Genomic DNA, 17,276 nt, shown 5'->3' with positions numbered 1-17,276 from the left:
TCCCGAGATCGGCTAGCTTGACGTGGGATCTTTTCCCACATATGCCTACCGTCGGCGAATTCAGACGGCGGCCGGCGCGCATGCATCCTCATCTTTGGCCGGCCTCTGCACACCCTGGCGTGGAGCCGCGTCGTTACAAGCACACCGCCTGCGCAGGCCTGCTGGCAGTGATCATTGCCGTTGTCGCGGCCGCCCTGTCCGTTCGGCTGAATTCGTTTCCCGGTCTTCACGGCGACGAAGCCTGGGTCGGCCTGCGCGCGTTCGAGCAGGAGGCGCGCGGGATGTTCACGCTCCGGGGCATGAACGGCTACACGGGATCGCTCTTCCCGGAGATCGTGACGGTGATCTTCTCGATCATCTCGCCCGGCGTCGGCAGCCTGCGGCTGGCGGGCGTCGTTCTGAACAGTCTGGCCCTGGGCCTCACCGTTCTTGCTCTCGGGAGAAGAGGAGCTGCAGCAATCTACTTCGTGCTGCTGATGGGGTCCTCGCTCCTGTTCCTCTTCTACAGTCGTATCGCCTGGGAAGTGAATGCATTGCAGAACCTTCTGCTATCGCTCGTACTCCTGGCGCTCCCGCATGTGCTGGAGCCAGGTCGAAGCCGACCGAAATGGCTCTTTCTTCTTCTCTTTACCTTCTCGCTGGGATGCTGGAGTCACGCGATCTTTGCCGCTGCCGCGCTGTCCTTTGCCGCGGCGGCAACATTCGTCGCGCTCAAATGGCCGGGTGAAGGCAGCGCGAGGCTGCTGCTGATCGGGCAGTTGAACCTGCTTGTTCAATGCGTCCTGTCCGCCAGATATTTCATCGGCGACGGCAACTTCGTGTGCCGGGCGCTGCCGGCGATGCTGGTGGGCCTCGCTTTGGTCGCGTACGCAACGCATGCCTATCTTCGTCTGGAATGCCGCCTTCTTCCGCACGTGCTGAGGGCGATCACCGAGCGGCGCGTCGCGAGATACGTCAATGTGCTGCTTGTCGGCTTCGTGGTGCTCTCGCTGGCCGCCTCGCCGATCGGCGATGTCAGCTTTATCGGGACGGTATCGGGCGTGATCCTGCTCGAGCGCGTCGTCTCCTACCTGCCCGGCCCGGTCGAGATGATCGCGCTGCACGCGCGCATGGCATTGCTTCTCGCACTATTCGCGGCGACCGCGCTCGGAGCGTTCCGCTCCAAACGAAGCGCGCCGGAGCAACTGATCCTGCCGCTGTTCGTCTTGTGGACGATTGCCTATTTCCCCGCGCTGCGGCTCTCGATCGCCAGCGTTGCCGATCGCTACTACATCATACCGCAGTTCCTCCTCTTCGTTTCGATAGCCTCAGGTCTCGGCAACCTTCGCACGATCTGGCGAGCTCCCGTCATCGCGTTGCTGCTGGTCGGGTTTGTCGCCGCGCAAGTCACGGCGTTCCGTGAAGCCCTTCGCGAAGATGACCGGCCGCCAATCGAGCTGTTCAACTATGCCGGCTACACCGACACCTCCCGCCATTTCATGAAGCTCGGTGCGCTCACGGATTATCTGAAGTCGCGGAGCTATTGCCGGGTCGAGTCGTCCAGCTTCTTCATCACCCAGCCCATGCGCTTCCTGATGGCGGTGGACCCGCCCTGCACGGGCGCGGACATTGTGCGGGCGGAGTATTGTGCGACATGTGTCGCGCCGCTTCGCGGGTTTGAGGTGCAGGTGCAGAAGTAGCTGGTCATCCGCCGATCAAAGCATCGTGTGGCGTCGCGACCGCAATTACGGTGACAGCACTGGACTCGCGGCACGCTCAGCCCAATCATCTACTGCGATCGATTGACAGGTTCGTGGAGCTCGATGGCGCAATTGAAGCGTCAGGTCAGCCATTCCCGTTTTGCGGCGTCACGGAAATCAGATGGCGTGGCACCGAACTGGCGACGGAACGCCCGATTGAAATTGGAGATATCGTTGAAGCCGTTTTCATGAGCGATCTGCGCAATGTTGAGATGGGCATAATACCGATCAATCAGCATGCGCCGGGCTCCAATCAAGCGTTCGGCTAGGACGAACGAGGAAAACGACGAGCCCTCTTCCTCGAATAATTTGCGCAGATAGCGCGATGATATTCTGTGGCTCGCAGCGATGCCCTCTGCGGATAGATCGCCATGACCAAGCCTGCGCAGGACGTCGGACCTGATCGCCGCAAGGCGTGCAGCCCTTGCCCCACGCTGTTTGGCGATATCGGCGCTGTCGCCACGAGCACCAAGCGCGAGCGCGGCAAGATCAAGAATGTGCGTCGACACGCTATGGGCGATTTCGCGATTCCCCAATTCATCGCCGGTCTGGACGATATCGAGATACCTGGTCAGGAGACGCAACGCCCGGTTCTCGCTCGGAATCGGTCGGCCGAAGGCCGACGAAAGGTTCGGAACAAGCGCGGCAATAGCCGGGCGCAACAAGCCAAGAGTGATGAAGCTCCCCTCAGAATGCAAACTGCTCGTCGACGGAGCGTCAGACGTCAACACGCTGGCGCTGCCAACTCCGCTTATCAGTTCCTTGCCGAATTGCGTGGCGCTGGCGGCTCCGCTCCGCAAGATGCTGATCGTGATGCCATCGCGGCTCCGCCCCGCAAGCTCGCGCGTGATGCGGTAGTGCGCGGGGGATCGCGAGCCGGCTGCAATGTAGACGTCCGGCATCAGGCTGAAGGTGACATCGGCATGGAACGGCGCATCGCCGATCGGATCGATATCGACACTGGCAATCCCTCGCCCATAAATCTCGCGCCAGGTGGCGAGGCGTTTTTTTTCGGGAATGTCCTGCGTGGAAATCCGAACGTGCCGAAACGGTTGTAGATCCTGCATGGGCCCCCCGGCCTGTAAGAGCACTCGTCGTCCTCGGTCGCACCCGGGCGGCTGCCGGTTCAAATGGCCGACGCGCCGACGCGTCGTCGCATGATTTCCAATCATGCGACAACGCCTAATCGATCGCTACATCTCGCCGTAACGCCCATGCAGCGTTCCGTTTGGGACAATGCTTGACCTGTGTCGATCGAGCCACAAGCCGCTCGCAGGCAGCCAGAGGGCCGGATTGGCCTATCGGCTGTTCCGGTTTCACCAAGACAGCTTCGTCTCCGCATCCGATAAGTCACAGCCGAACCTATCGCCGGTGGGAGAATTCTCGTGCGAATTTCAAGATCTATCGCGTCCAACATCGGCAGTGGCGCGAGCCTTGGCATCGGCGTAGCAGCCGCCGGAGGCTCGCCCGCGGCCACCTACAGCAAGGCACCGCTTGCGCAGCCATGCAACTGGACCGGTTTCCGCATCCGCGCCATCTCTGGAGGATTGATGCGTGCTTTGGCGCTTGCGGCGGGGGCGGCACTCTTGTCGACCGCGTTGACCATTGGCGCGCGGGCGCAGCAAGTTACCGGCTCCGGCACCACGGCGACCTGCGTAGAGAACGCTAACAGCAACACCGAATTTGCCTGCGGCGCAGGATCGACGGCTCTGGCAGGACAGGTAGCCTCAGCGACGGCCGTTGGCGTACTCGCCACTGCGACTGGTGATAACAGTACCGCGGTTGGCAGCGGAGACAGCCCCTATGCCTCCGCCCAGGCCTCTGGAAGAAATTCGACGGCCGTAGGCGCTATTTCGCAGGCAACGGGCAAGGGCTCGACCGCATTGGGCGCTTGGACATTGGCCGGCGGGCCGCTCGGCGGCTTTGTGTCGGCGGGTGATTCGTGGGCGAACGACGGGACCACGGCTATTGGCTCGTTTGCCGCGGCCGGCTCAACCGCTGCGGGTCAAACCAACGCCACGGCCGTCGGCTATAGTGCCCAGGCGAATGCAGCGAATGCGACTGCCAGCGGCGCAAATAGCGTAGCGAGCGGTACAGGCAGCTCGGCCTTTGGAGCGAGCAGCACGGCCAGCGGCTACGGCGCTACGGCGGTGGGTAATGGTGCGGCGGCGGGCTTTGCCAATTCCGCCGCGTTCGGCTACGGCGCGACCGCGACAGCGACCAACCAGGTGGCGGTCGGCACGGCATCGAATACCTACAAGCTTGCAGGCCTCACGTCGGCCGCGAGCCTTGCCGCGCAAAGTGGCCCTGTCTCGCTGGTGACGACAGATGCGGCGGGGCACTTGGCAACGACGAACCTGACGGTGCCGGATATCTCCGGATTGCAGTCCACCGTCTCTGGATTGCAGTCTACCGTCTCGGGACTCCAGTCTAGCGTCGGCATCCTGCAACAGGAGATGAAGCAGTCGTTCGAGGGAACCGCGATCGCCATTTCAATGGGCGGCAGCGCGTTGCCGGCCGACAAGAAATTCGCCGTCTCCACCAATTGGGGCAATTTTCGTGGCCAGAATGCCGCCAGCGTCGTCGCGCAGATGCGCCTTAATGATTATGCGGTGTTAAATGCCGGCGTCGGCGCGGGATTCCAACAGGGCGGCATCGGAAGTAGGGTCGGCGTTACATTCGCGTGGTGAGATTGGGCGCTCTCTGTCGTTCCGCGCCACACCTCGCAGTGCTGGTCGTCATCCTCACGTGCTGGGCAGGCGTGCAGGCTGCGACGCCGACACAGGCGCCGCGAGTGCAGATCGATCGAAATGGGGTTCTGATCCTGGTTCGCACCGCGCTGATCGCGCTCGATCAAGCCAACAAGACCGGCAACTATACGGTGCTGCGCGAGCTCGGCGCGCCCGGCTTTAGGGTCAACAGCGCTGAACAACTTTCCCAGATTTTCGCCAGGCAACGCGCCGAGCACCTCGATCTCTCGGGTGTCGTCGCAATCGATCCTCAACTCAGCCTGCTCCCGCAGATCGAAGCCAACGGCCTGATGCGCCTGGCTGGTTTTTTTCCCTCGGTGCCGTCGCAAATCTTCTTTGACCTCATCTATGCGCCAGTCGAGGGGCAATGGCGCTTGTTCGGTATTTCGGTCTCGATCGGATCGGCGGTTCCCGCCGCGCCCATGCCTGCTCCGGTGAATCAGCCTCCTTCCGCCAGTGCCAAGCCGCCTCCGCTGGCCGCGAACCAGAAAGCGCAGCCCGTCCCAGCGGCAAGGCCGCAGTGAGAGCCCCATGTCCAAGCTCGCGATTTGCGCTGAACCCTTCGCACTGTCATGCGACTGGGCTGCGTCTATTGCCGCAAGCTGGCATACCTCGTGAATTCCTCTCCCCCTGCCGGAGAGCGACCGGAGCGCGCAGTGGCGCGAACCCTGCTGCCGGAGGTTCATGAAAGTGGGTATGGAGCCGGTCTACAACGCACCCTTTCACTGCGAGGCAATTTTACGCTCACTTTCCCGGTCTTGAGCTTGCATCGTTCGGCATCTCGCCGCGGGCCCCGGAAGGCACGGACCGAAGCCGCACGAAGGCCAGGCAGGTGAAGCGATGGCAATTAACTGCACTGTCCCCGCAATTTACCGTAATTCGAACCTTGTTGAGCCCGCCGACGACCAACGGGGCATCGCACCCAGTTGGAATTGCTTGATGTCGGATGAGCTGAATTTTCTGCGATCGCTCGCGGCCGTTCGGCCTGGAGATTCCCTGCAATCGCTGCGTCAGCTCATGGGCGACAGATGGCGCGGACCTCTGCCGCAAGAGCAAGGCAAGGTCATGTGCCTCCGGCACAGTCACGCTTTCGTCGCCCAGATCGACGTCAGCGGGGTGGTCGGCCGCGTCGAATATGGCACGCTGTGGGTCAATCCACCGTTTTCGCCTGACGTGGATATTGCCGGACTTCGGGCGGGCATGCCGCTTCGTAAGGCACAACTCGTCTATCCCGACCTCCTTATTCGCTCCGGCCAGCATCCCATGCCGACTCTCGGTTCTGTGAAACTCGATGCAAACACAACCCTGCGCCTTCAGTTTCTGTTCGACGAGCTGCGCGTGATCGGGTTCGTCAGCGAAAAGGCGGTGTTTCCTGCGAAAGTCGATATGGTGTACCCGGCGCCAACTGAGCCACCAGGACACCCGTTCCGTGACCCCAATTTCAAGCTGGCAGTCCTGAGCGACCTGCTTGATCGCAACATCATCCATCTTGGTACAAAGCGCGAGCTTGCCTCTTTTGTGCATGGCCGGCCCTTTGATATCGATGCGAAAGGCTATGAATTCATTCGCCCCGTCTACGACTATCTCGTGCGCTATCCGCTAACGGCCGACCAACTGGGTGCGGTCGAACGCATCGATTGCGCCGATGGAGGATCATCGATCCATTCCTACATTTGGCCGTTTTGGTCCGGGGAATCGAATGAGTTCGACGTTCAAAGCGTCGATGGCATCGAGCTTTGCAGGAATGTGACGGAGCTTTTGGATCTGCCGACTGTGGATGTGTTCGACTTCAAGAGCGCGCCGCTTCGGCGTCTGCCAAAGCTGACCCGACTCACGCTGACCATTGGGCCTTATTCAAATATCGAGGCGCTGCTCAATCTGCCCGCACTCGGGGAATGCCATCTCTGGGGCAATCAGATCTTTGCCGACGTCACGACGCCAGGTCATCCGTCGCGTCTGGTCATGGAGACGTTACGCGGTCGCGGCGTAAAAATCCGCGTCCAATTCATTTCTTGTGATGGACCACCGCCGTCGGCGTTCGAATGACAGCGCACCGGAGGGCTGAACGGCGCCGACCCGGATCACGAGGTCATTGCCGAAGAATGACGCCTCGCTTGTGTCGAGCATTCTCGACCGCCTTGCGCAATTCCTCTTCCTCCGCTGTCCCGAACCGACCTATCACGTCGTCATAGACCGCGATGGCTTCCTTGGGCCGGCCCAATTGTTCGAGCAATGAGCCCTTGCTAAGCAGAGCATCCGCGACCTCCTCGCGCAATCCCTTTTCCTTCGCGGCCCCGAACCGCCGGACCACATCGTCATAGACCGCGATCGCCTCCTCGTTACGGTCAAATCGTTTGAGTGCGTCGCTCTTTTCGTTAAGTGCCCTCGCGGCCTCCTCGCGCAACCGCGCCTCGCTTGCTGTCCCGAACCGCCGCACGAGATCGTCGTAGACCGTGAGAGCTTCGTTGAAAGCTTCGCTTCCTCGACCCGGGGAGGCCAGGGTCATGGCCTTCCAGCGCAGCGCCTCCGCGACCTGCTCGCGCAACCCTGGCTCGCTCGCGGCCCCGAACCGGCGCACGACATCGTCGTAAGCAACGATCTCCTCGTCGTTGCGATCCAGTAGCCCGAGGGCGTTGCCCTTGTAGACAAGCGCCTCCGCGACCTCCTTGCGCAATGCTGGCTCGGTCGCCGTCCCGAACCGGCGCACGAGATCGTCGCAGACCGCGATAGCTTCGTTGAAAGCTTCGTTTCGTTTACCCGGGTTGGCTCGGATGATGGCCTTGTAGCCCGAGTAGCCTAGGGTCATGGCCTTGTAACGCAGCGCCTCCGCGACCTTCACGCGCGAGCTGGCTTCGTCTGACGTGCCGAACCGGCGCACGATATCGTCGTAACGTGCGATCTCTTCGTCGCTGCGGCTTGATTGTGCGGCGGTCCCGCGATCGGTCTGCGCTACGGCGGCGTCTTCCCCCGCAAAAGCCGAACCAACCAATACGATCGCGAGAGCGACCAGCCAGCGGTTGAGGTGGTTGAACGAGAGGATGGTACGGTGAGATTGCGGCGATGCCATGTTTGGTCCGACGACTAGCGGATTTTCACGGACCTTTTGTCGCTGTTGCAAAGGCTGCGGTTCAGAGATCGCGGGGAGAAGTGGCTGTCCGACGTTCGTGGCCGGTCGCTTGAACCGGCAGACGGCATCCTGCGACGAACAACGGGGGAAGCGGCCGTCCATCATGCACGGCCGGATTTACTCATGAGGGCGCTCTTGAAAATCTCGTCTACGATCGTCGCTGCCGCGGTTATCCTGCATTGTGCAACCGCCATGGCACAGCAACAACAATCGCCGCCTCCCGATCTTGGCCTGCACGAGATCGCGGATTCGGACACGGATCGTTACATCGCAAAGTCCAACGGCGTCATCGGCCTCCTGAACGCCTCGTTGCGCGGCAAGGAATCCTGGAACAGGTATCTGAGCTGGGTCGATGTGAAGCGCGGCCCGACCGGCAAGGAGCGCATCATCTATGGCCTGTATTCGGTCGGATCGTCGGCCAAGGACGCGATAGAGAAGGCGCGCAAGGCAGCGGGCGACAAGCCGGCGATCCCTGCGCTCGACGACGCGACGAGGCAGCTCGCCTCGACCTTCGAAACGCTGATTCCGATCCTGAACGAAGCGGAAGCCTACTACCATCGGAAGGACTATCTTTCCGACAACATGGCCGGCGGCAAGGAGCTGCATGAAAAGCTGGTGCCGGCGGCGACGGCGTTTCTCGCTGCGCGCGCCGCGACCGAGGCACTGCAAAACCAATTCAAGGACATGCTCGACCGTCAGCAACTGGCGAAGATCGAAAAGGCCGAAGGCAAAAGCGTGCGCTGGCACGTACTCAACACCATGACACTGGCGAAGAAGGCGGTCGACCTGATGCCTTCGAACCCGAAGGGCGGCGCAGACCTCCAGCAGTTCGATGCGGCGCTTGCGGCTTTCGGCAACGCCGTGCGTGACTTCGATACGGCGATCCGCGAATCCGGAAAATCCACCTCGATCGATTCGGCTCCGCGAGATATTCTCGGCAAATTGCGCGAGATGCGCGACAACATCGCCAAGGGCCACGCCGACAACATGACGTACTCGATGGACTACAACGGCGTCATCCAGCGGTATAACATGATGGTGACGATGTCGAACGCATTCCGTTGAACTGACGGCCGACGGGCTTTCCTGACGCTCCACCGACAAATCGAGTCCGGTCGCGGGCTTCGCTCAAAACGCTGTGCAATTACAACTACGCGATCACAGTGACCAGCGCTGTCAACGTAGTTTCCCGTTTCGCTACGGTTGTGGTTGCGAGATGGAGACGTTCTTAGGCACCAACATGCGTCTAAAGCTGTTACATGTCCTGATTGTTTTTACGATTTCCGCAACAAGCCCTACCAGGGCGTGCGTGATTTCCCGGCTATCCGGCGAGGAGTTGAAAGCACAAGCGTCGATAGTCGTCGAGGCGGTTGTTCTGGCCAAGCCGGCCGCTGGCCATAGCTTCAGAGGGGGTGACCATCGTTACGATATTCGAGTCGATGCAGTATTCAAGGGGGAGATATCCGAAGGACCGAATGTAGCTGCGTATAAGGACCTGAGAGTACACGGCCGTGGAAATCCAAAAGTCTGCCCCCAGAAGCACGGGTCGGGAATTGAACATGACCTTGTGCCTGGGCGACGGTATAAATTGTTTATGCGCTCTACTGAAGATCCAGAAGTGCTCCTTGCGGAGAATGGCTACTGGCCTCCTATGAGACTTGAAGGAATATCCGGCATTGTGGCTTATGCCCACACAATCGATGGCGCCAGCGCGAGCGCGATTGACGATCTACTGAGAGGGCTTGAAAACCAGGATGCGGGAATTCGAGAGAGTTCTGCTAGGTGGCTCGGCTCTATAGGTCGGCCAGCACAACACGCCATTCCAGTATTGCGACAACTCCTGGAAAGCGATCTCGATGAAAGCGTGCGAACGGCGGCCGAGAAGGCCATAGGTCAGATTGAGAAGCGCTAAACCAGTGCATTTAACCGACTCGCGTTCGACCTTCGAGGCCACAAGATCTTGTGTTGCCGGTCGACGCGGCGGTCAATCCCTACTTTGCATGGGGTTGATTTCGATAAAACGAAATTAGATTTACCGACTTCACCCGCGATGACGGAACCTACGACGCCCCGAAATCCTTCGGCGTAAACGTCAGATCCAGCACCTTCCACTCCTCGTACTTGTCGGCCGGCAGCATGGTGTAGGGCTGGCAGGCCTGGAGCGCGGCCTTGGCGGCCTGCATCAGGGCGAGGCCCTTGGCGGGCGATGCGCTGGCCTCGATCAGTGCAGGGACGGTGGCGAGCTGGCCGTCGGTCGTCATGAAGGTGCGCATCTTGATGTGGATGTTGTCGGACGGCGCGATCGTGTCAGGCAGCTTGGCGCAGCTTCGCAGGTGACGGCGGAATTCGGCGATAACGTTGGCCGGAAGCTTGGCCGCCTCGGTGGTCGCGGCGCCACCGCCAGAGTCGCTCTCCTTGGCGGCGTCTTTCGACAGGGGCGGCAGCTCGGCGGGCAAGCCCAGCATCACGCCGTATTTGAGGGTGACGTCGGGCTCCGGCTGCTTGTAGCTCGGGGCCTGCGGCGCAGGTTCCGGCTGAGGCTGAGGCTGAGGCTGAGGCTGCGGTTGAGCTTTGGCCTCGCGCTTGATCGGCGTGGGCGAAGGCTGCGGCTGCGGTGAAGCCTGTGGCGTCGGCAGCGGCGATGGCTGCTGTGCTGGTTGCGGCGGCGGAGGCGGTGGCGGCGCAGGCGCTTCCGCCTTGTCCTTTGCGGTGAGCTCGGGCAACGATAGTTGCGGCGACGGCGTCGGTTCCGGCTCCTTCTGCTTCAGTTCCTCCGGCGTCACGATGTCGACGGCGACCGTGTCGCTCGGCGGGGGATGGAACGGATGCACCTCGCTGATCAGGACGATCAGCGCGACCAGCGTCAGGTGCACGACGGCCGACGCCGCGAGGTCCGTCCGTATGATCCGCCGCCAATCCATGGCCCAACTTCGGTTGCTATCCACGGTCCTAGCATATGAATGCGGCGCCTCAATCCCATTTCGGCGCGAAGCCGAAATCGGTCAGCCGGCCCTTGGGATGAGCGAGCGCGGCAATCTGGCTCATCTCGTCGGGCGACAATTCGAAGTCGAAGATCTCGATGTTTTCCGACAGACGTTCGACGCGCGAAGTGCGCGGGATGGCGACGACGTTCTGCTGTACCAGCCAGCGCAGGCAGATTTGCGCGGCTGTCTTGCGATGGGCTCGGCCGATCCCGGCCATGGTCTCGTCGTTCTTGATGCGCCCCCTGGCGATCGGGCTGTAGGCGACGACTGCAAGACCGTGCTGGTCGCAGGCCGCCCTCACCTTGCTCTGATCCAGATACGGATGAAACTCGACCTGGTCGCAGACCAGCGGCTCCGGACACGCAGCGATCGCTTCCTCGATCAGCGCCACCGTGAAGTTGGAGACGCCGATATGCCGCGTCAGCCCGAGCCGCTTGGCATGCGCCAGCGCGCCGAGCGTCTCGACAAGCGGCACGTGCGGATTGGGCCAGTGCAGCAGCAACAGATCGACCGACGGCAGCCGAAGCCTGACCAGGCTTTCCTTGACAGAGCGCTCGAGATCGTTGGGGGCGAAATGATTGGTCCAGACCTTCGTGGTGATGAACACGTCGTCGCGGCGCACGCCGGAGGCGCGAACACCGTCGCCGACCTCGCGCTCATTGTCGTAGACCTGCGCCGTGTCGATATGGCGGTAGCCAAGCCGCAGCGCCTGCTCCACCACGCGCGCGCAGGTCCGGCCGCTCAGCTCCCAGGTCCCGAGCCCGAGAGCCGGAATGCTTGCACCATTGGCCTCGACGAACAGCATGAGGAATCCTCTCCTCGCTCGCCCCCGGTTGCATTATGGACCCCGAGCCCGCGGCTGCCAACCGAGGCGGCTGGCGATATCCGGATTGGCCGGATGAGCCTTATCGTCAGGCCTTGGCGAGCGCCCGGAAGACCGTGTCGGGCGCATGCGCGATCACCGCGAGCAGCGCCCGCGCAGGTCCGCGCGGCGCGCGCTTGCCCTGCTCCCAGTTGCGGATGGTCTCGACGGGCACGCCGAGTTTTGCGGCGAACTCCATCTGGGTGAGACAGGCGCGACGGCGCAGGTCGCGCACTTCAAGCGGGCGGGCTTCGCTCGGCGCAGCCGCGTCTTGCAGCGGAAGCTCCTGCCCGTCCCGCAACTCGACGATCCGTCCGTCCGCTTTCAGCCGCAACCGCATGTTCATCCCCAAGCGGAGCGATCATGATCGAGGTGGCTTAAGTTCGGATTAATGATAGTCGCCGGTAGCCCGGATGGAGCTAAGCGCAATCCGGGACCGGCTGTCACTTGGGGCAAAAACCCGGATTACGCTTCGCTCCATCCGGGCTACGAACTCCCACGCCTATTTCAGCCCGAACCACAAGCTCGCAATGCCGAGGAAGGAGAAGAAGCCGACGACATCGGTCACCGTCGTGACGAAGGTGCCGGAGGCGACCGCGGGATCGGCCCGCACCCGTTCGAGCCCCATGGGGATCAGAATGCCGCCGAGCGCGCCGGCGACGAGGTTGCAGATGATCGCAAGGCCGATGACGATGCCGAGGCCCGGGATCTTGAACCAGGCCACCGCGGCAATGCCGGTGATCACCGCAAAGGCGAGGCCGTTGACGAGGCCGACGAAGGTCTCGCGCATCACCACGCGCCAGGCGTTGGAAGAGCCGAGTTCGCGGGTGGCGAGCGCCCGCACCGCGACCGTCATGGTCTGGGTCGCGGCGTTGCCGCCCTGGCTGGCCACGATCGGCGCCAGCACGGCGAGCGCCACCATTTTCTCGAGCTGCCCCTCGAACAGGCCGAGCACGGAAGACGCCAGGAACGCGGTGGCGAGATTGACCAGGAGCCAGTTGAAGCGGGCGCGCGCAATGGTCAGCACGCTGTCGGACAGTTCTTCGTCGCTGGTGACGCCGCCGAGCGCCTTCAGGTCCTCGTCCGCCTCCTCCTCGATGACGTCGACGACGTCGTCGACGGTGACGACGCCGACCAGGCGATCCTGGGTATCGACGACGGGAGCAGCAACCAGATTGTACTTGCCGAACATGCGCGCCACCTCCTCCTGGTCCTCCAGGACGGAGACGCGGCGGCGATCCTCGTCGCAGAGATCCGCGAGCGGCACCGGGCGGCGAGCGCGCAACAGCACGTCGAGCGGAACGGCGCCCTGCCAGTGCTGGTCCTTGTCGACGACGTAGATCTCGTAGAAGCGGTCCGGCAGATCGGGCGTCTCGCGCATGTAGTCGATCGCCTGGCCCACGGTGAAATCCTGGGGCACCGCGATGAACTCGGTCTGCATCCGCCTTCCGGCTGAGTTTTCCGGATAAAGCAGGCTGCGTTCGAGCGCGACGCGCTCGGGCAGTGGCAGTTTCTCGAGAATCTCCTCCTGATCCGCCTCATCGAGGGTCTCGAGCAGCTCGACGGCGTCGTCGGATTCGAGCTCGCGGACACCCTCGGCGACCGTTTCCGGGGGCAGTTCCTCGAGGATCTCCTCGCGCACGGCCTCGTCGACCTCGTTCAGGGCCGAGAAGTCGAAATCGCGCCCCGTCAGCTCGACCAGCCGGACGCGGTCGTCCGGCTCCAGCGCGCCAATGAGGTCGCCGAGGTCCGCCTCATGCAGTTCCGCGACGATGGCCCGCAACTGGGTGCTGTCGGAGGCTTCGATGGCCCGTGCGATCTCCGCGACGAATTCGTGACGAATTTCGCCATCTTCGTTACGCATGGGAACGTGCTCGAGGACCGAGGCCCCGGCGGCCTCGGCAACGTCCATATGTTCGTCCAAGGCGCGCCTCGCCGTTTGACAGGATGGATCAATTGGTCTGAGCTGGAGTTCAGGCAATAGTCACAAGGCAATATCGAGCGCAATGAGAAAGATGCGTCTGCACCAATGGCCCCTGTCGGTCGCCGTCGCGGCGGCTGTGCTTGCCGGCACCACGGCGGCGGACGCGGCCGACTGCCCACGCCAGGATGCGCTCGGCACCGCGCGCGTGCTCAGCGTCGATGCCAAGGCCTATCCGCGGGTCGGGCTGAAGAGCTTTCCGCAGACCCTGCCGCTCGCCGATCACGAGGTCGTGCTGACCTTCGATGACGGGCCCCGGCCCCCGCACACTCAAAAGGTGCTGGCGGCACTCGCTCATGAATGCGTGCGCGCCACCTTCTTCCTGGTCGGCCAGTCGTCAGCGGAATCCCCGGCACTGGTGAAGCGGATCGCTGCCGAAGGTCACACGGTGGCGCATCACACCTGGTCGCATCCAATGGCATCGAAAATCTCCTTCGAAAAGGCAAAGGAGAACATCGACCGCGGGATCGAAGCCGACGAGAAGGCACTCAATGGCGTGGCGACCAGCACGCCGTCGACGCCGTTCTTCCGCTTCCCCTATTTCGATTCCACGCCGGCGACGCTCGATCTGCTCCAGTCGCGCGGCATCGCCGTGTTTGGAGCAGACCTTTGGGCGAACGACTGGGACGACATCACCCCAGAGCAGGAGCTGAAGAAGGTCACGGAGCGGCTCGAGGCCGCCAAGAAGGGAATCATCCTGTTTCACGACGCGCAGGCGCGAACCGCGGCCATGATGCCGGCCTTCCTGCGGTACCTGCACGACAACGCCTACCACGTCGTTCACATTGTCCCGGCGGCGACGGAAAAGAACGCCAATGCGCATTGATGCCGGAATGTCACGGCGGCCCAAAATGGCGTGATCGCGAGGCAATTAAGCTTCCGTTCATGCTAGGCCATGCAAATTCGACCAGGGACCCGCGCCTGAACCATTTCGGCCGGGCTTCGACCAAGGTTCGGGCGTCGCATGGATGTTCGGTCGCGGATCGCGTACGAGGGCAAACGGAGAGCAATGATCGGTCGTAGAGTTTCCTACCGAACACGGTCCTGGATCGTCTGCCTCGGATTTTTGACGGCCGGCCCTGCCGCCGCGCTCGCGGCCGACTGTCCCGGCCATCCCGACGCGCTCGGCACCTCGCGCACGATCGTGGTCGACCCCCGCGAGCATCCGCGGATCGGCACAATGCAGTACCGGGAAACGCTGCCGCTGAGGGATCACGAGGTGGTCCTGACCTTCGATGACGGACCGCTGCCGAAATACTCGAACCAGGTGCTTCAGATCCTGGCCAATGAGTGCATCAAGGCGACCTTCTTCACCATCGGCAATCAGGCCAAGGCGAACCCCGAGGGCGTGCGCAAGCTGGTCGCGGCCGGCCACACCGTCGGCACGCACAGCCTCACCCATCCCCTGACCTTCGAGAAGATGCCGATCGAGAAGGCGCAGGCCGAGATCGAAGGCGGCATCCAGTGGACCACGGCGGCGATGACCGATCCGTCGGCGCTGGCGCCGTTCTTCCGGATTCCCGGGCTGCTGCGCGCTGATGCCGTCGAGAACTATCTCATCTCGCGCGGCATCCAGGTCTGGAGCGCCGATTTCCCGGCCGACGACTGGCGGCACGTCTCGCCCGAGCGCGTCCATCAGCTCGCGATCCAGCGGCTGGAGGCCAAGGGCAAGGGCATTCTGCTCCTGCACGACATCCAGCCGCGCACGGTGGCGGCGCTGCCGAAGATCATCCAGGACCTCAAGGCACGCGGCTATCGCATCGTGCATGTGGTGCCGGCGACTGCCGATCGGCCGGCGACGCCGACCGAGCCGGTCGAATGGCTGCTGCATCCTGCGAGCGAGAATGTGGCCGCGGTGCGCTGGCCGAGGATTCCGAACTTCGTCTTCACGCGGAGCGAAACGCTGCCGGCCCCACTGCTGTCGGATCTGAATGCCGAGCTGCCGCGCCGGGTGGCCTCGTCGCACTGGGGCGTCGCGAAGGCCGGCGCGGAGAACCTGCCGGTTCCGAGCCGGGACCTTTTCGAGATCAAGGAAGGCTCGCTCGAAGTGCTCTTCGCCGCGACGGCGGCGCGCCACGTCGCGACGACGCTGGCGCGGGCCAGCGCGGCCGATGCGATCTCATCGAGGAACGCAAAGGGCCGCGGCCGGGCAGCGGCGGTCGCCGCCCATGGTGGCCGACGCGCGCCGGCCGCACGCACCACGGCCAAGCACATGGCGCAAAACGCCAACGCAAGCGCGGCACGCCCGACCAAGCTCGCGAGCCTGAAGAAGCGGCAGCAGTAAAATCCTTACAAGCCGTCTACTGCCGCACGATGGCAGCGACGCATAGCAGCACGATCAGCGCCAGGAAGAACAGGTCCATATAGGACTTGAGCTCGCCGTCGCGGCGCAACCGCGCCACATCGGTCACGATCTGCTTGCGGGCATTGGTTCCGCCGCTGCCGTCATTGATCGGCGCCTGCAGGCGCCGCGTCTCGCCTTCCAGCTTCTCGATCTTCTGGTAAAAATAGAAGGCGCGCAGCGTCGAGGCCGCGCGCATGCCGGAATAGACCAGCACGAGAATCGCGAGTATCGCGCGGTTCGGATACTTCTCCATGAAGTTCAGGCTGAAATAGACCATCGCCAGGAACGCGAAGTTGGTCACGAAGCGGTAGACGAAGCTTAAAAAGACCATGCTGGCTCCAGCGAAGGGCGGCGCGACCGTGCGACGTTGCGAATTGCGGAGATATTGGACGCAAGCCGGAAAGGCCGGCCTGGAATGCTGTGGGTGCTGGTCTACGCCAACATTGTTGCAGCAAAGATAAGAGTGCCTGCGCGGCGCAGGCCGGGAATCGACCGGGTGGCTGATGCGCGCGTGCGCCTTTTAGCTACGCTTGGCCATAATGCAAGAGAGCGCAGGCGGCTTGCCGCGACGCCGCGTGGACGGCGGCGGCCGCATCGGCTCAATGGAGATTCAGCGGAAGTCGCGTTACACTGCGTTGCCACCAGACTTGCCGATGTGGGGTCTGCCGATGCCGAAGAAGGGAATCACGGGCCACGACGATTGGGTGCTCACCGAGGCGCTGGCAACCGCGCTGGTCGCGCTGGAGCAGCTCGCGCCAAAGCACCAGCCGCGCGCACATATGGACGACATCCGGAAGATGCTCGCCAGCGGCAAGGAGCCGGCGGCCGTCAGCCTGCACCTCGCCCAGGCAAAATGCCGCCTGTTCCCCGAAACCGATCCACTCGAGATCTACCGGGAATACGGCATCGGCGAGGAATATGGCTGAGCAGCTCTGCCCCTTACTCAAGACTTGATTTTTCGCGGCTCGTGCGCCCGGAAGGCGGTCGCACTTGCTGCGATTTCAATGGTTTGCCGGGCATCCCGGTGACGCGAGCAGTCTTCTCAGATTGAGCTCAGCATAATGCTGGTCTCGGTATTCAAGATTCCATCGATCGTGCGCACCTTGCCCAACACACGATCGAAGTCGCTGAGCCCGGACGCGCGGATTTCCGCAATCAGATCCCAACCACCATTGGTGGTGTGAAGCGCGTGAAGTTCCGGAAGGCCGCGAAGCCGCTTGATCACCGCGGTCGTAGAGCGGCCCGCGACTTCGATCATCATGATCGCTCGGATCGTGTTTGAGTCGTAGTCCTGCCGGACCCGCAGGGTGAAGCCCAGCACCGCGCCGGATTCCAGAAGTCGGTCGAGCCGGCTCTGCACCGTGGCGCGCGACACGCCGAGAATGGTCGCAAGCTTCGAGATCGGAGCTCGTCCATCCTCCCGGAGGGCAGCGACCAAGCGATGGTCCAGATCATCAAGGATGTGCATTGTGCAAATTGCTTTCCATGA

Annotated in this window: 17 protein-coding genes; 9 read left to right on the top strand and 8 right to left on the bottom strand. The window is 62.6% G+C overall.

Features of this window, described 5'->3' with window-relative positions; translation table 11 throughout:
* The first annotated feature begins 119 nt into the window (after window positions 1-119).
* On the top strand, window positions 120-1,679 hold the full coding sequence (locus Q3C01_RS00550; RefSeq protein ID WP_458143019.1) for a hypothetical protein: 1,560 nt from the start codon (window positions 120-122) through the stop codon (window positions 1,677-1,679).
* Window positions 1,680-1,819: 140 nt separating this feature from the next.
* On the opposite strand, the gene Q3C01_RS00545 is transcribed toward Q3C01_RS00550, so the two are convergent.
* A complete protein-coding gene (locus Q3C01_RS00545; protein ID WP_458143018.1) occupies window positions 1,820-2,830 on the bottom strand; it encodes an AraC family transcriptional regulator in 1,011 nt (336 codons plus the stop codon).
* Between the two features lie 294 nt (window positions 2,831-3,124).
* On the opposite strand from Q3C01_RS00545, the gene Q3C01_RS00540 reads away from it, so the two are divergent.
* The 3 genes from Q3C01_RS00540 to Q3C01_RS00530 all read left to right on the top strand — a co-directional run bounded on the left by Q3C01_RS00540 (window position 3,125) and on the right by Q3C01_RS00530 (window position 6,535).
* Window positions 3,125-4,429: a YadA-like family protein gene (locus Q3C01_RS00540; RefSeq protein ID WP_458143017.1), complete on the top strand. Its 1,305-nt coding sequence runs from the start codon at window positions 3,125-3,127 to the stop codon at window positions 4,427-4,429.
* Between the two features lie 38 nt (window positions 4,430-4,467).
* Complete coding sequence (locus tag Q3C01_RS00535; RefSeq protein WP_458143016.1) at window positions 4,468-5,013, top strand: hypothetical protein; 546 nt, start codon at window positions 4,468-4,470, stop codon at window positions 5,011-5,013.
* A 415-nt stretch (window positions 5,014-5,428) separates the two neighbouring features.
* On the top strand, window positions 5,429-6,535 hold the full coding sequence (locus Q3C01_RS00530) for a DUF6892 domain-containing protein (protein WP_458143015.1): 1,107 nt from the start codon (window positions 5,429-5,431) through the stop codon (window positions 6,533-6,535).
* Between the two features lie 43 nt (window positions 6,536-6,578).
* Here Q3C01_RS00530 and Q3C01_RS00525 read toward each other — a convergent pair whose 3' ends face one another.
* Window positions 6,579-7,556, bottom strand: a complete 978-nt coding sequence (locus tag Q3C01_RS00525; protein WP_458143013.1) for a tetratricopeptide repeat protein — start codon at window positions 7,554-7,556, stop codon at window positions 6,579-6,581.
* Window positions 7,557-7,751: 195 nt separating this feature from the next.
* Here Q3C01_RS00525 and Q3C01_RS00520 point away from each other — a divergent pair, with 195 nt between their 5' ends.
* Complete coding sequence (locus tag Q3C01_RS00520; RefSeq protein WP_458143011.1) at window positions 7,752-8,681, top strand: YiiG family protein; 930 nt, start codon at window positions 7,752-7,754, stop codon at window positions 8,679-8,681.
* A gap of 151 nt (window positions 8,682-8,832) precedes the next feature.
* Window positions 8,833-9,528 (top strand): HEAT repeat domain-containing protein, encoded by a 696-nt coding sequence (locus tag Q3C01_RS00515; RefSeq protein WP_458143010.1) that lies wholly within the window; start codon window positions 8,833-8,835, stop codon window positions 9,526-9,528.
* Between the two features lie 148 nt (window positions 9,529-9,676).
* Here Q3C01_RS00515 and Q3C01_RS00510 read toward each other — a convergent pair whose 3' ends face one another.
* The 4 genes from Q3C01_RS00510 to mgtE all read right to left on the bottom strand — a co-directional run bounded on the left by Q3C01_RS00510 (window position 9,677) and on the right by mgtE (window position 13,386).
* A complete protein-coding gene (locus tag Q3C01_RS00510; protein WP_458143008.1) occupies window positions 9,677-10,537 on the bottom strand; it encodes a hypothetical protein in 861 nt (286 codons plus the stop codon).
* Window positions 10,538-10,586: 49 nt separating this feature from the next.
* Window positions 10,587-11,405 (bottom strand): aldo/keto reductase, encoded by an 819-nt coding sequence (locus Q3C01_RS00505; RefSeq protein ID WP_458143007.1) that lies wholly within the window; start codon window positions 11,403-11,405, stop codon window positions 10,587-10,589.
* A 106-nt stretch (window positions 11,406-11,511) separates the two neighbouring features.
* On the bottom strand, window positions 11,512-11,808 hold the full coding sequence (locus Q3C01_RS00500; protein WP_458143005.1) for a helix-turn-helix domain-containing protein: 297 nt from the start codon (window positions 11,806-11,808) through the stop codon (window positions 11,512-11,514).
* 156 nt (window positions 11,809-11,964) lie between these two features.
* On the bottom strand, window positions 11,965-13,386 hold the full coding sequence (gene mgtE / locus Q3C01_RS00495) for a magnesium transporter (protein ID WP_458143004.1): 1,422 nt from the start codon (window positions 13,384-13,386) through the stop codon (window positions 11,965-11,967).
* Between the two features lie 82 nt (window positions 13,387-13,468).
* Between mgtE and Q3C01_RS00490 the strand changes: the two genes are divergently transcribed.
* Window positions 13,469-14,269 carry a polysaccharide deacetylase family protein gene (locus Q3C01_RS00490; protein WP_458143002.1) on the top strand — a complete coding sequence of 267 codons (801 nt, stop codon included), beginning with the start codon at window positions 13,469-13,471 and terminating at the stop codon, window positions 14,267-14,269.
* Window positions 14,270-14,452: 183 nt separating this feature from the next.
* Entirely contained in the window at window positions 14,453-15,727 is a 1,275-nt protein-coding gene (locus Q3C01_RS00485) for a polysaccharide deacetylase family protein (protein WP_458143001.1), read from the top strand.
* Window positions 15,728-15,743: 16 nt separating this feature from the next.
* On the opposite strand, the gene Q3C01_RS00480 is transcribed toward Q3C01_RS00485, so the two are convergent.
* Window positions 15,744-16,118, bottom strand: a complete 375-nt coding sequence (locus tag Q3C01_RS00480) for a hypothetical protein (protein WP_449379937.1) — start codon at window positions 16,116-16,118, stop codon at window positions 15,744-15,746.
* 337 nt (window positions 16,119-16,455) lie between these two features.
* Between Q3C01_RS00480 and Q3C01_RS00475 the strand changes: the two genes are divergently transcribed.
* Window positions 16,456-16,713 carry a hypothetical protein gene (locus Q3C01_RS00475; protein WP_458142999.1) on the top strand — a complete coding sequence of 86 codons (258 nt, stop codon included), beginning with the start codon at window positions 16,456-16,458 and terminating at the stop codon, window positions 16,711-16,713.
* Window positions 16,714-16,829: 116 nt separating this feature from the next.
* Here the strand turns inward: Q3C01_RS00475 and Q3C01_RS00470 are convergent, their stop codons facing one another.
* Window positions 16,830-17,255, bottom strand: coding sequence for an Lrp/AsnC family transcriptional regulator (locus Q3C01_RS00470; protein ID WP_458142998.1), 426 nt, complete (start codon window positions 17,253-17,255; stop codon window positions 16,830-16,832).
* Between the last annotated feature and the right edge of the window lie 21 nt (window positions 17,256-17,276).

This window comes from Bradyrhizobium sp. UFLA05-109, assembly GCF_054185165.1.
Note: the sequence above shows the minus strand (reverse complement) of the source record. Positions and strands in the feature narration are given on the sequence as shown.

Bases quoted from the DNA above. Each gene is read 5' to 3' on its own strand.
- Q3C01_RS00505 (WP_458143007.1), bottom strand. From the start codon at position 11,405: ATGCTGTTCGTCGAGGCCAATGGTGCAAGCATTCCGGCTCTCGGGCTC.
- Q3C01_RS00510 (WP_458143008.1), bottom strand. From the start codon at position 10,537: ATGGATTGGCGGCGGATCATACGGACGGACCTCGCGGCGTCGGCCGTC.
- Q3C01_RS00485 (WP_458143001.1), top strand. From the start codon at position 14,453: ATGATCGGTCGTAGAGTTTCCTACCGAACACGGTCCTGGATCGTCTGC.
- Q3C01_RS00515 (WP_458143010.1), top strand. From the start codon at position 8,833: ATGGAGACGTTCTTAGGCACCAACATGCGTCTAAAGCTGTTACATGTC.
- Q3C01_RS00500 (WP_458143005.1), bottom strand. From the start codon at position 11,808: ATGAACATGCGGTTGCGGCTGAAAGCGGACGGACGGATCGTCGAGTTG.
- Q3C01_RS00525 (WP_458143013.1), bottom strand. From the start codon at position 7,556: ATGGCATCGCCGCAATCTCACCGTACCATCCTCTCGTTCAACCACCTC.
- Q3C01_RS00480 (WP_449379937.1), bottom strand. From the start codon at position 16,118: ATGGTCTTTTTAAGCTTCGTCTACCGCTTCGTGACCAACTTCGCGTTC.
- Q3C01_RS00470 (WP_458142998.1), bottom strand. From the start codon at position 17,255: ATGCACATCCTTGATGATCTGGACCATCGCTTGGTCGCTGCCCTCCGG.
- Q3C01_RS00475 (WP_458142999.1), top strand. From the start codon at position 16,456: ATGCCGAAGAAGGGAATCACGGGCCACGACGATTGGGTGCTCACCGAG.
- Q3C01_RS00490 (WP_458143002.1), top strand. From the start codon at position 13,469: ATGAGAAAGATGCGTCTGCACCAATGGCCCCTGTCGGTCGCCGTCGCG.
- Q3C01_RS00530 (WP_458143015.1), top strand. From the start codon at position 5,429: ATGTCGGATGAGCTGAATTTTCTGCGATCGCTCGCGGCCGTTCGGCCT.